The sequence below is a fragment of the Acinetobacter bouvetii genome (assembly GCF_902753875.1).
Taxonomy (GTDB): domain Bacteria; phylum Pseudomonadota; class Gammaproteobacteria; order Pseudomonadales; family Moraxellaceae; genus Acinetobacter; species Acinetobacter bouvetii_A.
Map to the genome: position 1 here is coordinate 83,394 of NZ_CADDTS010000031.1, position 22,239 is coordinate 105,632.

The 22,239-nt window shown below is 41.9% G+C and carries 17 protein-coding genes and 1 pseudogene; 11 read left to right on the forward strand and 7 right to left on the reverse strand.

Annotated features, from left to right (window positions below; all coding sequences use genetic code 11):
• The first annotated feature begins 55 nt into the window (after positions 1-55).
• The 4 genes from FB6_RS09185 (at position 56) to FB6_RS09200 (ending at position 4,412) form a co-directional block, all read left to right on the forward strand.
• Positions 56-1,234 carry an NAD(P)/FAD-dependent oxidoreductase gene (locus tag FB6_RS09185; RefSeq protein WP_174559710.1) on the forward strand — a complete coding sequence of 393 codons (1,179 nt, stop codon included), beginning with the start codon at positions 56-58 and terminating at the stop codon, positions 1,232-1,234.
• A 55-nt stretch (positions 1,235-1,289) separates the two neighbouring features.
• Complete coding sequence (gene estB / locus FB6_RS09190) at positions 1,290-2,234, forward strand: esterase EstB (RefSeq protein WP_217427333.1); 945 nt, start codon at positions 1,290-1,292, stop codon at positions 2,232-2,234.
• Between the two features lie 6 nt (positions 2,235-2,240).
• On the forward strand, positions 2,241-3,146 hold the full coding sequence (gene oxyR / locus FB6_RS09195) for a LysR family transcriptional regulator OxyR (protein WP_174559711.1): 906 nt from the start codon (positions 2,241-2,243) through the stop codon (positions 3,144-3,146).
• 612 nt (positions 3,147-3,758) lie between these two features.
• A complete protein-coding gene (locus tag FB6_RS09200; RefSeq protein WP_174559712.1) occupies positions 3,759-4,412 on the forward strand; it encodes a response regulator transcription factor in 654 nt (217 codons plus the stop codon).
• Between the two features lie 76 nt (positions 4,413-4,488).
• On the opposite strand, the gene ppk1 is transcribed toward FB6_RS09200, so the two are convergent.
• Together ppk1 and mtgA are read right to left on the reverse strand one after the other, a co-directional pair.
• Positions 4,489-6,570 carry a polyphosphate kinase 1 gene (ppk1, locus tag FB6_RS09205; RefSeq protein ID WP_174559713.1) on the reverse strand — a complete coding sequence of 694 codons (2,082 nt, stop codon included), beginning with the start codon at positions 6,568-6,570 and terminating at the stop codon, positions 4,489-4,491.
• 114 nt (positions 6,571-6,684) lie between these two features.
• On the reverse strand, positions 6,685-7,359 hold the full coding sequence (mtgA, locus tag FB6_RS09210) for a monofunctional biosynthetic peptidoglycan transglycosylase (protein WP_174559714.1): 675 nt from the start codon (positions 7,357-7,359) through the stop codon (positions 6,685-6,687).
• 80 nt (positions 7,360-7,439) lie between these two features.
• Between mtgA and FB6_RS09215 the strand changes: the two genes are divergently transcribed.
• Positions 7,440-8,252, forward strand: coding sequence for a rhomboid family intramembrane serine protease (locus tag FB6_RS09215; protein WP_174559715.1), 813 nt, complete (start codon positions 7,440-7,442; stop codon positions 8,250-8,252).
• 328 nt (positions 8,253-8,580) lie between these two features.
• On the opposite strand, the gene FB6_RS09220 is transcribed toward FB6_RS09215, so the two are convergent.
• Both FB6_RS09220 and FB6_RS09225 read right to left on the reverse strand, forming a co-directional pair.
• Complete coding sequence (locus FB6_RS09220) at positions 8,581-11,058, reverse strand: ABC transporter permease (protein WP_174559716.1); 2,478 nt, start codon at positions 11,056-11,058, stop codon at positions 8,581-8,583.
• A gap of 2 nt (positions 11,059-11,060) precedes the next feature.
• Positions 11,061-11,789 carry an ABC transporter ATP-binding protein gene (locus FB6_RS09225; RefSeq protein ID WP_174559717.1) on the reverse strand — a complete coding sequence of 243 codons (729 nt, stop codon included), beginning with the start codon at positions 11,787-11,789 and terminating at the stop codon, positions 11,061-11,063.
• A 56-nt stretch (positions 11,790-11,845) separates the two neighbouring features.
• Here FB6_RS09225 and FB6_RS09230 point away from each other — a divergent pair, with 56 nt between their 5' ends.
• Positions 11,846-12,430 (forward strand): arylesterase, encoded by a 585-nt coding sequence (locus FB6_RS09230; RefSeq protein WP_438819966.1) that lies wholly within the window; start codon positions 11,846-11,848, stop codon positions 12,428-12,430.
• 37 nt (positions 12,431-12,467) lie between these two features.
• Here the strand turns inward: FB6_RS09230 and FB6_RS09235 are convergent, their stop codons facing one another.
• Complete coding sequence (locus FB6_RS09235) at positions 12,468-13,082, reverse strand: carbonic anhydrase (protein ID WP_174559719.1); 615 nt, start codon at positions 13,080-13,082, stop codon at positions 12,468-12,470.
• A gap of 309 nt (positions 13,083-13,391) precedes the next feature.
• Between FB6_RS09235 and FB6_RS09240 the strand changes: the two genes are divergently transcribed.
• Together FB6_RS09240 and FB6_RS09245 are read left to right on the forward strand one after the other, a co-directional pair.
• On the forward strand, positions 13,392-14,420 hold the full coding sequence (locus tag FB6_RS09240) for an alpha/beta fold hydrolase (RefSeq protein WP_174559720.1): 1,029 nt from the start codon (positions 13,392-13,394) through the stop codon (positions 14,418-14,420).
• Between the two features lie 15 nt (positions 14,421-14,435).
• Positions 14,436-15,443, forward strand: a complete 1,008-nt coding sequence (locus tag FB6_RS09245; RefSeq protein WP_174559721.1) for a hypothetical protein — start codon at positions 14,436-14,438, stop codon at positions 15,441-15,443.
• A 76-nt stretch (positions 15,444-15,519) separates the two neighbouring features.
• On the opposite strand, the gene FB6_RS09250 is transcribed toward FB6_RS09245, so the two are convergent.
• Together FB6_RS09250 and nfuA are read right to left on the reverse strand one after the other, a co-directional pair.
• Entirely contained in the window at positions 15,520-17,733 is a 2,214-nt protein-coding gene (locus FB6_RS09250; protein ID WP_174559722.1) for a TonB-dependent siderophore receptor, read from the reverse strand.
• A gap of 170 nt (positions 17,734-17,903) precedes the next feature.
• Complete coding sequence (gene nfuA, locus FB6_RS09255; protein ID WP_174559723.1) at positions 17,904-18,542, reverse strand: Fe-S biogenesis protein NfuA; 639 nt, start codon at positions 18,540-18,542, stop codon at positions 17,904-17,906.
• 158 nt (positions 18,543-18,700) lie between these two features.
• Here nfuA and FB6_RS09260 point away from each other — a divergent pair, with 158 nt between their 5' ends.
• The 3 genes and pseudogenes from FB6_RS09260 (at position 18,701) to FB6_RS09270 (ending at position 22,149) form a co-directional block, all read left to right on the forward strand.
• Complete coding sequence (locus FB6_RS09260; protein WP_174559724.1) at positions 18,701-19,318, forward strand: rhomboid family intramembrane serine protease; 618 nt, start codon at positions 18,701-18,703, stop codon at positions 19,316-19,318.
• Positions 19,319-19,471: 153 nt separating this feature from the next.
• Complete coding sequence (locus FB6_RS09265; RefSeq protein ID WP_254592221.1) at positions 19,472-20,425, forward strand: ABC transporter substrate-binding protein; 954 nt, start codon at positions 19,472-19,474, stop codon at positions 20,423-20,425.
• Between the two features lie 173 nt (positions 20,426-20,598).
• Positions 20,599-22,149: pseudogene (locus tag FB6_RS09270) on the forward strand (hypothetical protein).
• Positions 22,150-22,239: the final 90 nt, after the last annotated feature.

The window sequence follows — 22,239 nt, forward strand, 5'->3', positions numbered from 1 at the left end:
TGGTCTTTTTTTACGTCTTATAGAAAGAAAATAGCAAACAGTTTTGGAGAATAACATGCATCCTATCGTCATCATTGGTTCAGGTATGGCAGGCTATACCGCAGCGCGTGAGTTCCGTAAGCTCAATCCCGAGCATGAGCTGGTCATGATCTGTGCAGATGATGCGGTGAACTATGCAAAACCGACGCTTTCAAATGCCTTGGTCGGCAATAAAGCCCCTGAGCAGATTGCCCTAGGTGATGCCAGCAAAATGGCCACCCAGCTAAATATGCGCATTGAGCCCCTGACCTGGGTCAAAGAAATCCTGCCTGAACAGCACCAACTGATTTTAGAAAAAGACGGTCAGCAAACTACGCAGCCTTATTCAAAACTGGTATTGGCTGTAGGTGCAAACCCGGTACGTCTGGCCATTGCTGGTGATGGCAGTGATGATATTCATGTAGTGAATAACCTGGATGATTACAAGCTCTTCCGTAAAAATCTGGAACAGCATCATGACAAGCGTGTGGTGATTTTGGGTGCCGGTTTAATTGGCTGTGAATTTGCCAATGACCTGCAAAATACCCAGCACAAAGTCATTGTGATTGATTTGGCAGCCCAACCACTAGGCCGTTTGCTGCCTGAATATGTCGCTTCTTCTTTTCAGGAAAAACTGGAAGATATTGGCATCCATTTTGAATTGGGCACGACGGTTGAAAAAGTCATTAAGGTTGAAAACGGCGACTATCAAATTAGCTTAGCCAATGGTCAATCCGTAGTTGCAGATCTTGTGTTATCGGCGATTGGCTTACAACCGAATCTGGAATTGGCAAAAGCTGCGGATATTCATTGCAGTCGCGGCATTTTGACCAATGGACATCTTGAAACCAATCAAGCGGACATTTATGCCATTGGTGACTGTGCTGAAGTAAATGGATTACTGTTGCCTTATGTGATGCCCATCATGCAACAAGCCCGTGCCTTGGCTAAAACCTTGAATGGCGAAAAAACTCATGTTCATTATCCAGCCATGCCAGTTGCAGTGAAAACACCTGCTGCACCCCTCACCGTGCTTCCGGCACCTGTAGGCGTAGATGTCACCTGGCATAGCGAAGAATTAGAGGATGGTATGATTGCCAAAGCCACCGATAGTCAGGATACTTTACGTGGTTTTGTATTATTAGGTGCAACTGCCGCAAAACAACGTTTAAGTCTTACAAAACTGGTTCCGGACTTGATTCCTGCCGCAGTTTAAGGGTTTAATAGTCAGGACATTTTTTCATCAAAATGTCCTTTTTAGGAAAATAACAATGAATAGCGCACTTAATTTTAAGGGTTCTCCCTATACTTCGTTTATGCATGAAACCAAAGTCGATCTTGGTAATGGTATTGAACTGCATGTCGAAATGGGTGGAAAACCTGAAAACCCCGCAATCATGCTGATTATGGGCTTAGGTGCGCAAATGTTATTTTGGCCTGACTTCTTTTGTAAATCACTGATTGATCAAGGCTATCGCGTTATTCGTTTTGATAACCGTGATATTGGTCTGTCTTCCAAAATTCGTCATTCTGGCCCCCGACTTAATACCTTAAAGCTGATGGGACGTTTTGCACTCGGTTTGCAAAATAAAGGGGCTCCATACAATCTCTATGATATGGCTGATGATGCAGCAAGACTGATTGATCATTTGGGACTAGAAAAGGTTTCTGTGATTGGCGCTTCCATGGGCGGCATGATTGCCCAAATTCTTGCGGCCAAGCATCCGGAAAAAGTCACTAATCTGGGATTAATGTTTACCAGCAATAATCAGCCCTTGCTCCCACCACCTTTTCCAAAACAACTTTTTAGCCTGATTGGCAAGCCCGAATCGACCGATGAAGAGGGCATTGTCAATCATAGTGTTAAAGTTTTTAACATCATTGGTTCCCCTGGATATATCAACCAACTTGAAATTATCCAGACCGCTCGTAAGTTATATCAACGAAGTTATTACCCGGCGGGTGTACTTCAACAATTTTTCGCAATATTATGTACCGGTTCTTTGCTACAATTGGGTAAGCAAATCCAGCAACCGACCCTAGTGGTTCATGGCTCACGTGATCGCTTATTACCACCGAGTCATGGCAAAGCAGTTGCAAAGGCAATTTCTGATGCTAAGTTTGAATTAATTGAAGGAATGGGGCATGATATCCCACCGCATTTTATTCCATATCTTAGCGGATTATTTGCTGATCACTTTAAATCAAAACATTAGGACACTATGGCTGCATTACCATCTTTAAGACAGCTGTCATACCTCGTTACACTGTCTGAAACGCTGCATTTCACTGAAGCTGCGCGCCGTTCATTTGTAACCCAATCGACTTTGTCAGGCGGGATCATGGAGTTAGAGCGTTTGTTAGGTGGAGTACTTGTTGAACGCGACCGCCAAAATGTACGTTTAACCCCGCTTGGTGAACAGGTTGTTGCCCGAGCACGTGTTCTATTGGCAGATGCACAAGACTTGATGCGTTTAAGTCGCGAGATGAGCGAGCCTTTAACTGGTGATTTACATTTAGGGATCATCCCGACCATTGCGCCTTTTATTCTGTCTCAACTTTTAGACGAAGTGCATAAGCAGCTTCCTAAAATTCAGTTGCATTTGCATGAAGCGCAAAGTGAAAAAATTGTTGAAAAACTGGAACATGGCAATCTCGACATGATTGTTCTGGCCCTCCCTTTCGACACACGCGGTTTAAAAGTTGCTGAAATATCAAAAGAAAATCTTTATCTAATCTGTCATAAGGCAGATCAGAATGCCAATCATGCTACCACTTTAGATGATCTGGATCTGTCACGTTTGGTACTGCTTGAAGAAGGTCATTGTTTACGTAATCATGTATTAAGTGCATGTCCGATTGGTGAGCGTAAAAATGACCATCGCTTAAAAGCGAGTTCATTGCCAACCCTGGTGGAAATGGTGTCCTCTAATCTAGGTTTTACCCTTCTTCCCGAAATCGCGACGCATGCCAACATGATTAAAGCGAATCCTGATTTAGTGGTCAAATCTATAGATGAAGCTCCAAGTCGTACTCTAGCCTTGGTGACACGTAAAAGTACCCCACTCCAAAGTGAGTTTGATGTACTGTTGCAAATCTTGCAAAGAATCACACAAAACCTGCATTAAAATGTCATATAAAAGAAGGAGCTTGATGCTCCTTTTTTTGTAGGCTTTCTCACATGATTACAGTTAGCAATAGCTAAATTTAGTTAAAATCTCAATTATTACTATTTTCTTTATGCATAAAAAAAGGTTTACCAATAAATGGTAAACCTGTGAAGTTAAAGATGCCTTTTCATCATACATGGATGTACTGAAAATTAACCTCAAAAAAGCAAGTATTTCTTTACTACATAAAGTAATAAAAAGTGAGATAACTTTAAGTCATTATTCATGTGCTTTATATCCCTAAAAATAGGTATTTTTATACTTAAAAATAAAAAAATGGGTAAAATTTCATCACATACCTTAGCTAAGGTATAAAAAAATTAAACATTCAATTCTTACAGTCAATAATTTTTTTTAAAAACCAATATTGCAATTTGTCTTATATGTTTTGTACCTAATTGAAGCAATCTAAATAAAGTTCAGACTCAAAAAATATGACCATCCGACTATAGTCGTGTTTTTATGTAAATATTTATTATTCAACATATACTTAAATTTACTTTAAAACCATAAATTACCTATTTTCAGGGATAGCAGTTTTATTCATTTTAGATCAAAGTAACTCTATATATGAAAAACCAGCGTGAGAATAACCTAGTGGGTGAACTAACATTACCTGTTCCTGTCCTGATGATAGAAGGTCTACCAGCTTTTAATATCCAATTAGAAAGTATTCTAATTGGATTAGGTTATCCTGCAGCGTTAATTACGAGCACAGCAAATCTTGTTGAAGCTACACAATTTTCTCAGCAACATTTACCCAATTTGCTTGTTATTGATTTAAATACAGATACAGTGTCAAGTTTTGAGTTTATCAGCCAATTTAAACGACATTATCCTGATGCACATGTAATTGCAGTCTGCTCTCAAAAACAACTTCCTATACTCTTTCAAGCTATTCAGGCAGGGGCTCAGGGTTATATTTTTTATGAAAATACAGAAACCGAAATTGTAAACAACATTAAAAGTATTTTGCGAGGAGGTGCACCTATTCATCATGATATAGCGCAATATATTTTATCCCATACACCTGAATTAAATAAAAGCCTATCCCCTCAATCTCATTTATCCCGTCCCTTTACTCAAATCGAGAATGAAATTTTAAATCTGGTGTGCGATGGCTTAAATGCACAGCAAGTGGCTGAACATACCGCCATACCGCTGTATAAAATTGAAATGAATATTAAAAATACCTATAAAAAAATTGCCTGCTTATCACATTAATTTTCAGATCACATTTTCCAAAAATAAAGGAGCCTGAAGACTCCTTTATTTTTTATAGCTTGGCGATTAAACCTGATTATTTAATTGCATCTAATAATATTCTTTGCACATTATGTGGCTCCTTCCCTTCAGCTACTTGCGCACGTAGCCACGTACCATCACTTTGTAATAACCAAGACTGTTGATTATCTTGTAAATAATTAAGCAGACCTTGTTGGTAAATACGTTTTTTCAATGCTGCATCTTCAATCGGGAAACAAGCCTCAACCCGGTTAAACAGGTTGCGATCCATCCAGTCGGCACTTGAACAATAGATTCGGGCATCACCATTATTACTAAAGTAATAAACCCGGGTGTGTTCAAGAAAACGGCCTACAATTGAACGTACCCGAATATTTTCTGACAGTCCTGGCAAGCCTGGGCGTAAACAGCAAATGGAACGGATAATTAAATCGATTTGCACCCCGGCTTGTGAGGCTTCATATAATTTATTAATTAGCTGCATTTCCGTTAAGGCATTCACCTTGACGATAATTTGCGCCGGTTTGCCTGCTTTGGCATTGGCAATTTCATCATCAATGAAGTTAATCAGCTGCGCATGTAGAGTAAAAGGTGCATGCAATAACTTTTTCAGTTTTGCCATTTTGCCCATACCGGTCAGCTCTTGGAAAATACGATGTACATCTTCACACAGCTCTTTGTCTGTGGTTAGCAAACCGTAGTCGGTATAAATACGTGCATTACCAGCATGATAGTTTCCTGTACCTAAATGCACATAGCGAACTAGCTTGTTATTTTCGCGACGTACCACCAAAATCATCTTGGCATGGGTTTTATAGCCCACAATCCCATAGACCACAACTGCGCCTGCTTCTTGCAAGACATTGGCTACAGCAATGTTGGATTCTTCATCAAAACGGGCACGTAATTCAATCACCGCCGTGACTTCTTTACCATTACGCGCTGCTTCAGCTAACACCTGTACAATTTCCGAGTCTGGACCGCTTCGATACAAAGTCTGCTTAATCGCCAGAACTTGCGGATCGCGTGCTGCTTCACGCAGCAGATTAATTACCGGTGCAAAGGATTCAAAGGGATGATGCAGTAAAATATCCTGCTTCTGCATGGCAGAAAAAATATTTTCCGATTTCTTCAAGACCTTTGGAATCACTGGGGTATGTGAATCATAACGTAAGTGCGGACGTTTAAAATTTGACAGTAAACGTGCCAGATTCACCGGACCATCAACCTTATAAAGTTGTTCTTCCTCCAGATCAAATTCATCCAGTAAATATTCATAAATATGCTTTGGACAATTATGCGTCACTTCCAAACGTACTGCCCGACCAAAACGGCGCGAGTTGAGCTCCCCTTTCAAGGCTTTGGCTAAATCTTCAACGTCTTCGTTTAAGGCCAAATCAGCATTTCGGGTGACACGGAACTGGTAACAGCCTGTCGCAGTCATACCTGGGAACAAATCTGAAACATGCTCATGAATGATGGCTGACAGCATCACATGATGCTCTTTGCCCCCTGTCAGTTCATCCGGTAAACGTACCACACGGGGTAATGAACGTGGTGCAGGAACTACAGCCAGATCAATCTGACGACCAAAGGCATCTTTACCTTCCAGGGTCACAATAAAATTCAGGCTCTTATTGACCAGACGCGGGAACGGATGTGCCGGATCCAGACTAATTGGAGTCAGGACAGGCGCCACCTGTTCCTGAAAATATTTTTTAACCCAGGCCGACTGTGCCGGGGTCAACTCGCCGCGGCGCAAGAAACAGATATCTTCTTCACGCAGCTTATTTAAAATTTCTTCATTTAAAATACGGTATTGGCGTTCAATGGCTTCATGTGCCGTTTTGGAAATACTGTCCAGCACCTGTTTAGGGGTTAAACCATCCGGACTGCGACTTTCATTGCCCAAATCCAGCTGTTCCATGACCCCAGCAACACGAATTTCAAAAAATTCATCCAGATTTCGGGAGAAAATGAGCAAAAAGTTCATTCGCTCCAGTAAGGGATGTAGAGGATCTACGGCCTGCTCTAACACGCGCAAATGGAAGTCGAGAATAGACAGTTCCCGATTAATGTAGCGATCATTATATGTATATTCTATTTGCGTAATAGGAGCGTCAGCAGCCGTATTCATATCTAACCTATGATTATTTGAAGGTGTTGCGTATCTACATAAGTATGCTTCAAAATTGTGACAATTTCATAAAAAAAGCCCAAATATCTGGGCTTTTTGAAAATTAATTACAAATTAAGGAATATGGCTATAGCGCATATATTTTTGAATCATGCGTTTGCGATATTGCAGTTTTTTATCCTGCTGATGATCTTGATAATATTTAGGATTCGGTAAAATGGCAGCCAGGAATGCAGCCTGTTCACGGCTAAGACTGCGGGCACTTTTACCAAAATAATGTTGGGTTGCGGCTTCCACGCCGTAAATATTGTCCCCAAACTCTACCGAGTTTAAATACACTTCCAGAATCCGCTCTTTTGACCACATGCGTTCCATCATCCAGGTCGCAACCGCTTCCTGGCCTTTACGCAGGAACGAACGTTTATTGTATAAAAACAGGTTTTTGGCCAATTGTTGTGAAATGGTGGAACCGCCTGCAACCACTTTACCTTTGTCTTTGTTACGCTCTAAGGCAAATTGCATGCCTTCCCAGTCAAACCCCTTATGTTGCAGGAATTTACCGTCTTCCGCTGCGACCACGGCATGTTTGAAATAATCACTGATTTGATCGTAATCACGCCATTGATGCTTGATTGGCTTGGAAGGTTCAGACCAGTAATCTAGACGCATCATCATGGTGGTATCTACAGGATGAGTTCTCCACCACACCAGGCTTGAGAAAATCCAAAGTTGCACCAAGAGCACCAAACTGACAAGTATTAACAAACTACGAACAATAAAAGCTTTCATGTCAGTGAGTTACTCCATAAATCTGTTTTTTTTCGTGCTAAGCTTGAAGCTGAATATAGCAAAGATTATAAAAGAATAGCATGGCTGAACTTTCCCCTCCTCCCATTCAAAGTAAACTCGAGGTTCACCTTTGGTGGCTCACAGCGGTTTTTATTGCCATCAATACCGGTTTGTTTGTTTGGCAAGTGCTGACCGGGGTCAATATTAGCAGTCCCAGTCTGGTCGACGCTATTCACTGGGGAGCTGATTATGCACCTTTAACCTTTTTAGAGGAACCCACCCGACTGTTTAGCAGCATGTTTTTTCATTTTGGACTGATCCATTTAATGATGAACATGTGGGCACTGTATATTTTTGGCAGTGTGGCCGAACAGCTGTTGGGTCGTTTCTATTATTTGGCGCTTTATATCCTTGCCGGTCTGATGGGCAGTTTACTCAGCGGCTTGATTGATATTCAAAACACGTTTGAACTCTTGCAAAACAATGACTCCACGCTTCTTCCTCACGTGAGTGCAGGTGCTTCTGGTGCGGTGATGGGTATTGGCGGTGCATTGACCGTATTGTCTTTATTTCCCATGTTGCCGAAGCAACGTTTTATTTTAGATAAAAAAACCTTGCTGATGATTATGGGGATCAACCTTCTGGTGGGCTTTACCCTACCCGGCATCAATAATGCTGCACATATTGGCGGTATGCTGATGGGCGCTGTATTGGCGGCAATCTGGTATCTGGGGCAACGAATACAAAAACCTCGATTTACTATGCTTTTCGGTTTGGCTGTCGGCGTGATCAGCTGTTATCTGCTCTATGCATACTGCATGCAACAGGTTCAGGTGCTTGAACCGGTCTGGCGGCAGATTCTTGCCGCCATGCGCGCGCAACTGCATTTTTAGGATTTTTTAATAAACTTCTTTTATAAGTCATTTTTCAATGACTACAAGTTATTCATAAAGCCCAAATTAAAAAATTGATTTTTATCAAACATTGGATGCACGGGTGTTGGAAACAAAAGGCTTTTCTTGCGGACTCAAAATATATTTTGAGATCCTCATTTTGACCTTTCAAAAGTAAAGAGATTGCCTACACGAAAATATAAAAATTTAAACAATCAAATGAGGCCGTACTGATTTAAAAAAATCTAATATTGAACATTTTTTGATTTGTAAAAAAGTTCTAATCTCCGTTTAATATACTTACTTATTTCTTTTGAAGATCAATCTGTTATTGATTGATCTCACGCAGACTTTGTAACGGTGGAATATCACACAGATAACTTAAGCGATAACGTCCGATCAGTGCACAGACAATAGTCATGAAAACCGGCAGGATCAACCAGATTTCGCCATGCGCCTGAATCATTAAATTCATTTTATAGCTGGCAATGGCACTGATCACTTCGGCAAACAGGCACGAGACTATTCCTGCCATCAAACCCATAAAACCAATTTCCAGCGTCATCATCTGTTTCAGCTTCTGCTTGGAACTGCCAAATGAGCGCAGTAACGCCACTTCCCGTTTACGTTCATCCATCAACAGATTTAAACAGGCGATTAAAACCAGCAGGCCGGAAACACTGACCAGCAGCGCAAGTATGGTGATAATTTGCACCAGGACATTTACCAGACGTTTGACCTCATCCAGAATCAGGCTGACATCAATAAATACCGTATTGAAAAATTGCTGAATGATGGGAACCAGCTGCTTTTTCTCCTGTTCTGGCACATAGAAACTGCCCAGATAGCTACCGGCATTTTCATCCATAGTCTGGGGGGCAAAAATAAAGAAGAAATTCGGGCTGAAACTTTCCCATTCTACACTGCGCAAGTTGACGACTTTGGCCTGAATCAGTCCTTCAGGCAGGCTAAAGGTCAGCCGGTCACCAATGTTAATCCCCAACTCCTCTGCAGTTTTCACTTCCACAGAGACCTCGCCGGGCCGTTTGAGCATTGTACTGCCCTGCACGATAATATTGTCTGCGGGATATGCTAAAGTCTGGGTTAAATTGAGTTCCCGACGTAAAGAATTATTGCTTTTAATCTGTTCTGCCGAAAAGGGCTGATCATTTTTGGCCACCAATCGCCCACGGATATTGGGATATAGCGGTGTCGACTGCCAGCCGTGCTGTGCGAGCTGGGCTTTAAACTGAGGCATATCAAAAGGTGGCAGGCCATAGACAAACTGATTCGGTGTGCCTTCAGGCAACTGCTGTTGCCAGCGTTCCAGTAAATCTGTTCTTAACACCGCCAGCACCGTCATCAGGCTTAAGCCCAGTGCTAATGCCGTGATTTGAAAGGCTGTTTGATAAGGCACCCGCACATAGGCTGAAATTGCCCCTTTTAAGTTTTTGATGAACTTTAAACAACCCCATATAAACAGATACAGCACCGTACATAGCAGAATAATCGCGCCCATCACCCAGGCAGTGAGTACGAGATTTTCAGTCAATACAATACTAAATAATGCCAGACTGGCCGTGCCCATCAGCAGCATCCAAAGCATGGATTGCACGGATTTTTCCTGCTGCCGAATCACGCGAATCGGCGGTGTATTTAACAATTGCCATAAGCTCGGCACAATAAATCCCAATAACACCACGGCACTGGTCAGCATGGCGACCGGTAAGGGCCCCAGCAGCATCTCCCATGCAGAAAATGCAATCTGCAAATTTGGAATCAGTTGCAGCATGAGTTGCAATAAACCATAGCCCAAAGCAACCCCAGCCAGACTGCCAATTGCCATGGCCACCAGAAGCACCACCGCAAGCAAAGCCAGATAGGCATTCAGAATCTGCCGCCGCGTCGCGCCGATACAACGCATTAATGCGATATTGTCCTGATTTTGTTGTACATAGCGCTGACTGGTCAAGGCAATGGCAACGCCGCAGAGCAGGATGGTCAGGATATTGCTCAGCTGCAGGAAAGTATCCAGATTGGCAATTGGTTTCATTAAACGGGTATTGCTTTCACTGGCATTACGTAACCTGAGGCTATTTTGCTCATCCAGTATTTGCTCATCTTTGGCTCTTGCAGACTTTAAGGCTTGCTGTTGTTTGAAATCCTGTTCAAACTGTTTAATTTGCTGCGCATCTCCTGCCATCAAGATACGATATTCGGCCCGGCTGCCCACCTGAATCGCATTGGTTCGAGCGACATCCGATTGGGAAATGATTACGGTGGGTGAAAACCCGGAAAAACCCAACTCCTGATTGGAATCATGGGTAATAGTAGCAGTGATCTTAAACTGCCCATCGGCAATATTGATCCGATCACCCAATTTAACATGCAATAAATCCATGGCCCGTGGACTCATCCAGACCTCACCGGGCCGAATGGTTTGCGCCTGAGGGACAACCTGCAGCTTGCCACGTAAGGGAAAGGATGCATCAATGGCTTTGACATTGACCATGACAAACTGATCCTGCGTATGCGCCATGGAACCAAATACAGTCACCTGAGATTGTTTCAAGTTGAGCTGTTGCGCCTGATCTTGCCACTTTTTTTCAATCGGCTGGTTATCCGTCAGGACCAGATCACCAGCCAGCATTTCAGCTGCCTGTAAAGCCACTGCATTTTGAATCTGTTCATTGCTAAATTTCAGCGCTGTCGTGGCACTGATGGCCAGCGTCAAGGCAATCATCAACAGATAAACACCGCTGCTTTTAAAGCTTTGGGTCAGTAAAGGCCGAAACAGCGGATTCATATTCAACCCTCCCCCTGACCGTGTTCAATGCAATGACCATTCACTAATTCAAAATGGCGCTGACATTGCTGCGCCAGATTTGCATCATGGGTCACCAAGACCAGCGTTGTACCAAATTCACGGTTCAGCTGAAACAACAGTTGTTCAATTTCCTGTGCGGTTTGCGCATCCAGATTGCCAGTCGGTTCATCGGCAAAAATAATTTGTGGATTGCTGATTAAGGCACGAGCAATGGCGACCCTTTGCTGTTCTCCTCCGGATAAGACTTTCGGTGTTTGCTGGGCCTGTTGTTCCAAGCCTACTTTTTTCAATAAAGCCAGAGCCTTTTGTTCAGCCGCTGCAAAATTAAAATTCGGCTGTAAACGCAGTGGCAACATCACATTTTCCACAGTGCTTAAATGTGGCAGCAGCTGAAAAGACTGAAATACGAAGCCAATATGTTGCAAGCGAACCAAGGCTCGTTGTTCTTCATTCAGTTCAGCAATCGATTGTCCACATACGGTGAGTTTTCCGGAACTGGCCTGATCCAGTGTGGCCAGAATGCCCAGCAATGTAGATTTTCCCGAACCTGACCGTCCTGTAATCGCCACCTGTTCGCCGCGATAAATCTCGAAACTGAGATTTTCAAAAATGCTCAGCTGTTTTTGTGCCAGAGGGATCTTTTGTGTCAGCTGCTGTGCAGAAATTATCACTTGTGGCATGATGGAATGGTCGCTATTAACGTGGGTCATAAAATCCCTATATGCAAAATCGCAAGCTCAAAACTGGTGTATTTCCTTGCTTGGCCATGCTTGGTCTGGGCCTTGTTCCAGCCATGGTTTCTGCTAAAACCATTATGATTGTAGGTGACAGTATTAGCGCAGCTTATGGCATGCCCGCACAGCAAGGTTGGGTTTCTTTATTACAAAAACGTTTAGACCAACAGTATCCGAAACAGCATAAAGTGGTCAATGCCAGTGTCAGTGGTGAAACTACTAGCGGTGCAGTGGCGCGTTTGCCCAAATTACTGCAAACCTATAAGCCGCATATTGTGGTGATTGAACTGGGAGGCAATGATGGCTTACGCGGTCAGCCCGCGCTGTTGATTCAGAAAAATCTGGCGACGTTAATTCAGAACAGTCAAAAGGCCAAAGCCAAAGTGATTGTTTTGGGCATGAAAATTCCGCCCAATTACGGCACCGCCTATAGCAAGGCTTTTGAAAAAAATTACAAAATAGTCAGTCAGCAGCATAATGTGAAATTAATGCCTTTCTTTTTGGAAGGTATTGCCGGCAAAAAAAGCCTAATGCAATCAGATCTGGTTCATCCCAATGCTTATGCTCAGAGCATCTTATTAAATAATGCTTATCCCTATATAAAAGGCGCTTTATAAAGCGCCTTTTATTCATTCTAAATTTTTGATTTTTATGTCAAAAGTCAAAGAATGAAACTTCTCCAGTTTCAAGCGAGTACTCTGCACCCACGACTTTTAATTTGCCTTGAGCAATTAAGTTTTCCAGCACGGCAGAACCGTGGCGCAACTGATTTACAGAAGCAAAAACATTTGAACGTACAGCATGTTTAGACAGTTTATCCAAATCATCTTTCAGTTCAGTTTGCATTAAAATTTCAACTGAAGGACGCACGCGGTTCACAATCGACATCAAGTTAGCTGATGGCGGAGTGGCTGGATTGGTCAAGGCTTCAATCGTAGAATGAATCGCGCCGCAATGGGTATGCCCTAGTACAATCACCACTGGACAGCCAAAACTGTCTGCCGCAAATTCCACGCTTCCGACTTGTGATGGCGCCACAATATTACCGGCAACACGAATCACAAATAAATCACCTAGCCCTTGGTCAAAAACCATTTCAGCCGGCACACGTGAATCTGAACAGCCTAATACAATTGCAAATGGCTCCTGACTTTCTGCCATTTCTGCACGTTGCTGGTGAGACAAAAGTTTAGAATGTGTCGTTTCACCATTTACAAAACGCTGGTTCCCTTTTTTTAAACGATCTAAAGCTTCTTCTGCTGTTAGCATGCTGGTCTTCCAATGTTTTAAGTTACGGTATTTTAATCCTGCAAATTTTGAAAGTCACTTGCAAAAACAATAGCTGTTGCATTTAAATCCAAACTAAATAAAGATTTTATTTAGCACAAAAACGAGAACTGCAACACATTATCCACCCATCACGCCGGTGAGTTCAAAAAACAATTCAGTGACATTTTTTAAAGAATACTTACAATAAAACACAGACATTTAAGAAAATTTAATACTGTCCAAAAATCGATAATTTTTATAACTCACCTCATAATTATTATCGTCATTAGTCTGCAAGGAAGATCGTCAATGACACAGCCAGATTCACGTTTTTCTCGATTTCTACGCAATATTTGTTTAGTTACAATCTGTTGTTTCGGCAGTACAAGTTGGGCGCAGTCCAACAAATCCAATATAGAAAAAATAAATTTGCAGAATTATTTGGTTCAGGAACGCACGGATGCTGGCTTAAAATCAAAAACCATCAAAGTCGGTGATATTAGCTGGGCTTATAATGAAGGTGGTTCAAAACAAAAACCGACAATTCTGCTGATTCATGGTCTAGCCGGTAATCGTGACAACTGGAATCGTGTGGCACATTTTTTAACACCCTATTATCACGTGATCATTCCAGATTTGCCTACCAATGGTGATACTCGAACGCCAGAAGATTTTGATATTTCTGTGCCTAATGTGACTGAAAGCTTACGCCGCTTTGTCGAGGCTATAAATGTAGAAGATAAATTAAATGTGGCTGGACATTCTTTGGGCGGTTCGATTGCCACCGTATATGCGGCGCAATATCCTTTCGATACACAAAGTTTGTTTTTGCTGAATAGCGCCGGTATTTATAAAAAAGCCACGACATCTTACTCCAAAGACCCGCTTAGACTGAAACAGCTGATTGTATCCAAGCCAGGCGATCTGGATAATGTCATGCAGCGAGTCATGCAGAATCCCCCTACTTTGCCCAATGCTTTAAAAAATGCCCAAGAAAGGTATCTGATTAGCCAAGCTGCAAAAAACAGTAAAGTGATTGATCAGCTAGTAACACTGAACCGCATCTATACCCCTGATTCCTTTGCACGTTTGACCCGAACAGTAGAAGCACCAACCCTGATTTTATGGGGCAAGCAGGATAAAATTATTAATGTTGAAGTAGCAAATGAATTAAAATCATTATTGAAACGCGCTGAAGCTCCTGTCATTCTGAATAATGTAGGACATATGCCAATTTTGGAGGCAGAGCAAGAAGTGGCAGCCTATTATTTACCCTTTCTTGCAAAAACCCAAAAATTAAAAAACCCACTTGCTGATAAACTCATTCCATTAAATTAATTTTTTCGAGACAGTATGCAAAAACATCCCATGATTGAGCAGTTAATAGAAGCTCATCTTGACTTTTTAGACCAAGAGTTTTCCCATACTGCCACCATTGAAACTGAATTTTTGAATTTTTATCAGTGGTTTCGAAAACAGAGCCTGCAAGAGATCTGGTCTTTTGAGCAAATCAATGCACTATTGCAAAAGCAGATTTTAGCCACGCCAGCGAGTAGCTTTTTGCTTGAACAGATTACAGAGCATCTGCGTTTTGCTCTGGTTCATTCCATCAATGAAACGACCAAAATTGCAGATGTGATTCCTGTTTTAACCATCGACAAGATTGCACAATACGTCGCCAGTAAAAGTAGCCACCGCCAGCGCCTGATTAAAACCGTGGTTAATAATCCTGCCTTTTCTGCCATGATTAGCCAACTGATTCAGCATTCTATTCAGGATTATTTGGATAATTCAGTCATGGCCAAACGCGTTCCCGGCGTGTCGCGTTTTATGAAAATGGGCAAATCGGTTTTAGAAACCGTCACAGATTCTAATCTGGATGAAACGATTGCTCACTATCTGCAAAAAAATATTCTAAAACTCAGTCAGATGAGTGAGCATGTGTTAAATCAGCATTTTGATGATGACAAGCTCTATCACTTTCAGGCCAACCTTTGGCATAAAATTAAAGATATGCCTTTAACAGTCCTGAAAAATTATATTGAAGTTCAAGACTTGCCCAATACTGTGAGTTTGGGGCATGAAATCTGGGATCATATCCGTCAGACTGACTACTTGAAACAGCAGGTTCATGATGGTGTCTACGCCTGGTATATCCGTAACCAGCAACGCCCTTTTGACCTGTTACTACGTGATTTGAATATTGATGAGGCCTTAATCCAAAATGAATTGCAGGATTTATTGGCTCCCATCATTCAAAAAATGGCAGGTTCTGATTATCTACGTGAACGTGCCAGAAGCTATTTAGAAAAATTTTATTATGCGGAAACAGCGCAGAAAATTTTAAATCTGGATGCTTAATTTGTATGCTTAATCGGGATATTAAAAAAGCCGCATGAAGCGGCTTTTTTTATGACTTTAGATTAAATTTTTCAAACTAGAACTGATATTTTAAGCTGGCATAATAAGCACGACCAGGCTCGTTATAAGTTTGGCTGTTGGAATTGCTGTCACGCAGTTTTTGCTCATCAAATAAATTGCTGATGCCGACACGCGCACTGATTTGGCTATTGAATTTATAGCCGGTATTAATGCCCGCAATACCATAACTTTTCACCGAAGTCGCTTGAATTGCATCCGCTGCGCCGCCTGAACCAACACCGGCTTCAATACGATTCTCTGCATAGCTGCGTGATTTTTGGCGTCCATATTGGGTATAGACAAAATTCACATCCCACTGATCCGTCAGGTCATAATCAAAGATGGAATTAATGGTGTAATTCGGCACCAATGACAATGGATTGCCTGTAGATTTATCCTTAGAGTCCATCATATAGGTAAAGTTATTGGTCCAGCGAATATTCCCCAAGTCTAAACCAATGCTACCTTCCAAACCTTGTATCAATGCTTCCGGAATATTTTCCCAACGTAGCACATTCCAAATCTGTCCCGCATTTGTAGTCGCCGAAGCAGTGATTTCATTACCCGCAGCAATTTTATCTTTATAGTCATTGCGGAACCAGGTCAGGCTTGCATTCACATTATCTTTTGCAAACTGGATTCCCAATTCTTTATTGATTGAAGTTTCCGGATTCAAGTCTGCATTGCCCTGTAGCAAGCAGCGACTCGCAATCGTTGCAGGACAGCCGTTACCATTTGTAGTTAACAGATAACCTTCCGCATTTTGATACAGGTTTGGTGCTTTATAGGCTTTGGCAACACCACCTTTCACTGTGAAATAATCACCCAGTTTTTGCGTGATATTTAAACTTGGACTCCAATTTGAGCCTGATTTGTCATGATCATCAAAACGTACACCCAAGACTAAATCGGTGGTATCGGTCAGTTTAAAATTGTCTTCTGCATAAATTGAAGCAATACGTGAACTCATACTGCTGCGGTCAGTCGGGGCTATTGCATCCAGACCCGCTGTAGAGCCTGATGAACCTACCGTGGTATTCGCATCATCTTTAAATTCATCTTCTACCCATTCCGCACCTAGCGTTAAATTTTGCGGTACATAGAAATCAAATGGAATATTGACTTCACCGTTTACACGGAAGGTGTCTAATGTTGAAGTTGATTTATCTGTTTCTGTATTAATCCGTCCTTCAGTACTTCCGCCCAAACCTTCCAACAAGCGTTTATTCTTGGTTTTATCATATTGCACAATCAGCTTGTTTTTCCCCCAGTCCCATTCACCTTCATGGGTAAGGGCATAACTATCACGATACATCGTATTGGTTTCTGAACCATATAGTGCAGATAAAATCGCATTTGCCTGAGCATCTGCATTGAGTTGTGAATCCCCTGAATACAGATTGCCTTGACGACTAGATGCTGCATCTAAAGTTAATGTTTGTGCATCACTCAGCTGCCAAGCTAAACGTGCTGCAACATCTTCATCCTTAACCCCTTCACGTCCTGCTGCAGTACTGTTAATCGACTTGTTAATATCAATGGCATCGGGCTGTGTTTTATTAAAATTGCCATATAAACGATAGGATAGTTTATCTTTAATGATAGGGCCGCTCAGATTTACACTAACGCGGTTAGATTCACCTTCTTTAGAATCTTCAGGTTGGTTGGTATATAACTCTACAGAACCATGCGTTTCATTGGTCACTTTCTTGGTAATAATATTGACCACTCCGCCTGCTGCACCTGAACCATAACGCACAGCAGCTGGCCCACGTAAAACCTCAATAGATTCAATAGCATCTGCTGGTACCCAGTTGGAGTCACCACGGGTATCACGTTCCCCGCGCCAGCCATAACGCACCGAGTTTCGCGAAGTAATCGGTTTACCATCGACTAAAATCAGTGTGTTCTCTGGCCCCATACCGCGAATATCAATTTGACGGTTATTACCGCGCTGCCCCGTTGCACTGTTACCTGTCAGGTTCACACCCGGCATACGACGTACAATTTCAGAAATATCATTTTTTACCGGAGTCTTGGCCAAATCCTCTTTTGTAATGACCGAACTACCCAGAGATTGTTTAATCTGCTCTTCTGCAGTCATCACAATGGTTTCTAATTTCACCGGGTCAGCCATGCCGGCTGTTGCTTCTTCAGCTGCATAAGAAACTGAAGTAATAACAGATAAAATGGAAAGAGAGAGTACAGATCGAATAATACGCTTGGTCATTCAAGTTCCCCAAGTGGCAAAATAATGGATAAATAGTGAAATTTTCGTTGCACAGTGTAACAAAAAATAAACTTAACGCAATTAATTATGATAATTATTCTCATTTTTATTTATTTAACAGGTAAAAAATAACCTCCTGAATGGAGGTTATTTTTTGAAATTATTCAGGCTTATTTAAAATAAGCACCTTCAGTATTGCTGTGGTCAGTTTGGTCCACTACACGTGCCAATTCAGGTACATGCTGTTTCAAAGTGGTTTCAACGCCCTGTTTCAAGGTCAAGTCAATAGATGAACAACCCTGACAACCGCCACCAAATTTAAGGACTGCAGTTAAACCGTGTTCTTCATCTTTAACCACTTCCACCAGTGCACAGTTACCGCCATGACCTGCAAGTCCCGGATTAATTTCAGACTGAAGTACATAAGTAATTCGTTCTTCAACCGATGCATCTGGACCGACACGTGGCACTTTTGAGTTCGGTGCACGGAAAGTCAGCTGACCACCAAAACGGTCTTTATTGTAGTCAATCACAGCATCCAGCAGATACGGAATAGACGGCGTATCGATAAATGCAGGGAAATCCGGATAGTCCTGTTTATAGTCAGTTGGAACAACTTCGTCAGGCGCACTATATGCCATGCAACATTCAGCACGTGGTGTACCAGGATTTTCAACAAAAACACGTACCCCAATACCCGGTGTATTTTGTTTTTCTAACAAATCCTTTAAATACTCTTGAGCAGTCGGAGTAATCAATAAGTTTGGAATCTCTTCTGCAACTACAGTGCTGGTGTTCTCAGTCGACATAACAATTTTTCCTCAAGCTGAAGTTTCCATTTTAACTGAAGATGCGGGGTAATTTTAAAAAATCAACTAAAATTGTCGGATTAATTATGAAAGTTCAACTTAAGCCGGCATTTAATGGCATTATGAGGGCTAAATTTTGAAATGTAGAACTTGCTTTTATGTTGGATTTACCTTTTAGCCATACCGTTACCCTGATTATTATTACAGTCATCGTCTCGCTGATTGCGTTTTCTAATCAAAATGTAATGAACCGACTCATTTTCTGGCCACCTGCCATGCAACGTGGGCAATATGATCGCTTTATTACCCATGGTTTTGTACATGCTGATGGGACACATTTGTTATTCAACATGATTACCCTGTTCTTTTTTGGCAGCGTGATTGAAAGTTTTTACCGCCAGTATTTTTTTGATCTGGGCTTTGTACTGTTTTATTTGGGTGGTTTGATTGTTGCGATCTTGCCGAGTTATTTACAGCATCGCAATGATCATCGCTGGGCCAGTTTAGGTGCTTCCGGTGCGGTTGCTGCCGTCCTGTTTGCCTATATTTTATTTGAACCGTGGAAACTGATTTTCGTATTCTTTATTCCGGTTCCGGCCATTATTTTTGCCGTGCTTTATATTGCTTACAGTATCTGGTCAGGTAAACGTGGCAACTCCAACATCAACCACAGCGCGCATTTATGGGGAGCGGCTTACGGCGTAATTATGACGATTATTATTGAGCCCCGAGTCGTGCCACATTTTTTAAACAAGCTGATGCAACTGCCCTTTTAAAGCTCAATATTCACGAAAAATTTTAAAGATGCTGATCTTTCGGCATCTTTTTTATGGGACAATAAAACAATTGCTATTTGTTAATGATTATCATTTTACTTTGTTTAATTATTTGTTAGTCTGCTACATACAGTGATATATGGTAAATGTTGCATGAAAACAAAAGCATTAATTTTAAGTTTTATCTTTGCTTCGGTGGGCATGACTGGTGTGGCACATAGTGCAAATTTTGATTTAAAGCATGAAAATCAGAACATTCAGCTGAAACAGGTACCTAAAAAAATTGCCGTATATGACCTATCCACTTTAGATACTTTAAATGCCTTAAACATTCAGGCAGAGATTGTGCCTGTAACCAACTATACAGGTCATTTAGCCCATTATAATCAAGCCCGATTTATTAAAGCAGGCAGCCTGTTTGAGCCTGATCTGACGCAGTTAAAACAATTAAAACCGGATCTGATTTTTGTCGGCGGTCGTTCAGCCAAAACACTGACAAGTTTGCAACCGATTGCAGCAACAATCAATTTTTCTCCCAATACCCAGCAGTACATGCAGGATTTAAAAATACGCAGCCTGAATCTAGCTCAAGCCTTCAACCGTGTGGATTTGGCAAAAAGTAAATTAAAAGCCTTAGATCAACTACAACAACAGGTTAAGCAACAAACCCAAAACCAATCCGCAGTTATGCTATTTGCAGTTGGCGATGAATATATGCCGCATGCAGCCAATGACCGTTTTGGATTTGTCTATGAATTGACCGGGTTCAAATCAGTATTAGCACTCACAGATACAAGTACTTCTAAGACCCGACCAGAAGCGGGTTCTAAAGAGGCATTGGCATTAAAACAGCAAAATGAAGTGCGTCTAAAAGATGCATTACAACAGAATCCGGACTATTTAATTGTGCTGGATCGTGGCGCAGTGAATAAGCAAAACTATGCGACCAAACAAGGCATCAAAGAGCATCCACTCTTGGGTCAGTCCGAAGCTGTTAAACAGAATAGAGTAATTTTTGTCGATGCAGATGTCTGGTATCTGACCGGTGCTGGTCTGGACAATACGACATTTATGCTCAAAGAAATTTCGGCGGCCCTGCCAAAATAAACAAAAATAAATTTAATATCTATAGAACAATCAAGGAGTTTAGGCTCCTTTTTTGCTGTTTATTTTCAATAAAGATTTACATAATTTTGTCATTAAATGCTAGCCGACAAATCAATTTGGCATAGATAATGTAGACATCTGTATATTAACGCGCAAAAAAAGAGATCTTTTGCATGTCTACTTCATTAGATGGCCTTCAATTTCCCATCAACCCCAATAGCAATAAAGCCAGCACCTCTCAAACAGGCAAAGAAATTATTGCTGAAGCTCTGTCTATTGTTGACAATAAATCATCAATGGATGCACTCGCTGAAAAAAACTGGCGTAAGCATTACCCAGTCTATTTTAAAGCCTTGGTCGAGCAAGGTATTCGCACCATCAACAACTCGATTACCATTGCCAAACAGGGCTTACACAAAGCTCATCATAGCTTTGACTTTTATCGTAATGGTCAACGCTATTTGCTCAAAGACATCATGAAAGATGTCGATACAGCCACTTTATATACCATTCAACTCAAAGGTGAAAGTAATGCTGCACCGGAATGGTATGTGCCCTATAAAGGGCAAAAATTACAGGGTCCGGCTTTATTAGAGCAAATCCAGATCTGGCAAGATGCCGGTATTATTGAACCGAGTCATGCCGAGGCTTTGCGCATCGCTCAGGCACATCCTGAATGGTTTGATCTTTCTGACCGTACCATGGTGTTATTTGGTGCAGGTTCTGAAGCCGGTCCACTGACCTGGTTATCCAAATGGAAAGCCAATATTGTCGCAGTTGACCTACCCAATGCCCGGGTATGGGATAAAATTTTAAATACCATTCAGCAAGGTAATGCGACCCTGTACGCTCCTTGTGCAGAAAAACTGGCTGAAGATATGGCAACCAGTACCCTGAAAGAAAAACTTGGCGCTGATTTACTCACTCAAACCCCTGAAATTGCCCATTGGCTGAGCCAAAGTGAACATTAGCTTGACCTAGCCGCAATTGCCTATCTGGATGGTGAAAAGCATGTCCGTGTGGCAATGGCCATGGACAGCATTATGGAATATGTCAGTGAACAAAAGGCGGATACCAGCTTGATGTTCATGTGTACCCCCACCGATGTCTATGCCGTTCCTAAAGAAGTGGTCGCCGCCTCATATGAGAAGTTCCTGAGCCGCTCCAAGGCCCAGCAATTACTGAGCAAAGGCATTTCAACTGTAACTGCTGAACGCTTTTTCAAGAAAAACATTCACAGCTTAATTGCTTCTGACAATGGTCAGGAATATGGCATTGCCGACTGTCTGGTGGTTGAACAAGGCCCCAACTATGCTTTAGCCAAACGGATTCAGCAATGGCGTGCCACACTGGCGCGTCATCATGGACAACGGGTGAGTATTAATATCGCCCCGTCTACCACCACCCATTCTGTGACCAAAAATCCTTTACTGAAAGCGGCCTTTAATGGCGCCAGCCTGTTTGATGTGGAATCCTTTAGCCCGGAAACCACCAATGCCTTGATGGCAGCTTTATGGATTTATGACCTGCGTCATCCTGAATCGGTTGCAAATCCTGAAACTCATCTGGATCATCCTTTGGAACTGATGATGAAAGGTGCGAACCATGGCGGCTTATGGCGTGTGGCTTATCTGGCCCGTACAGCTTTACCTTTTGCCGCGCTATATGGTTTTGCCAATGAAAAACTGCCGATCAAACAAATGTTAGGCAAGTTTAAGAAATAAGCACATTGCTTCCCTCTTCTTTCTGGAGGTGGGAAGCATTGCTTCCACTTGTTCAGCGTACTGACTGTATCTATAGAACAAAAAAAAAAC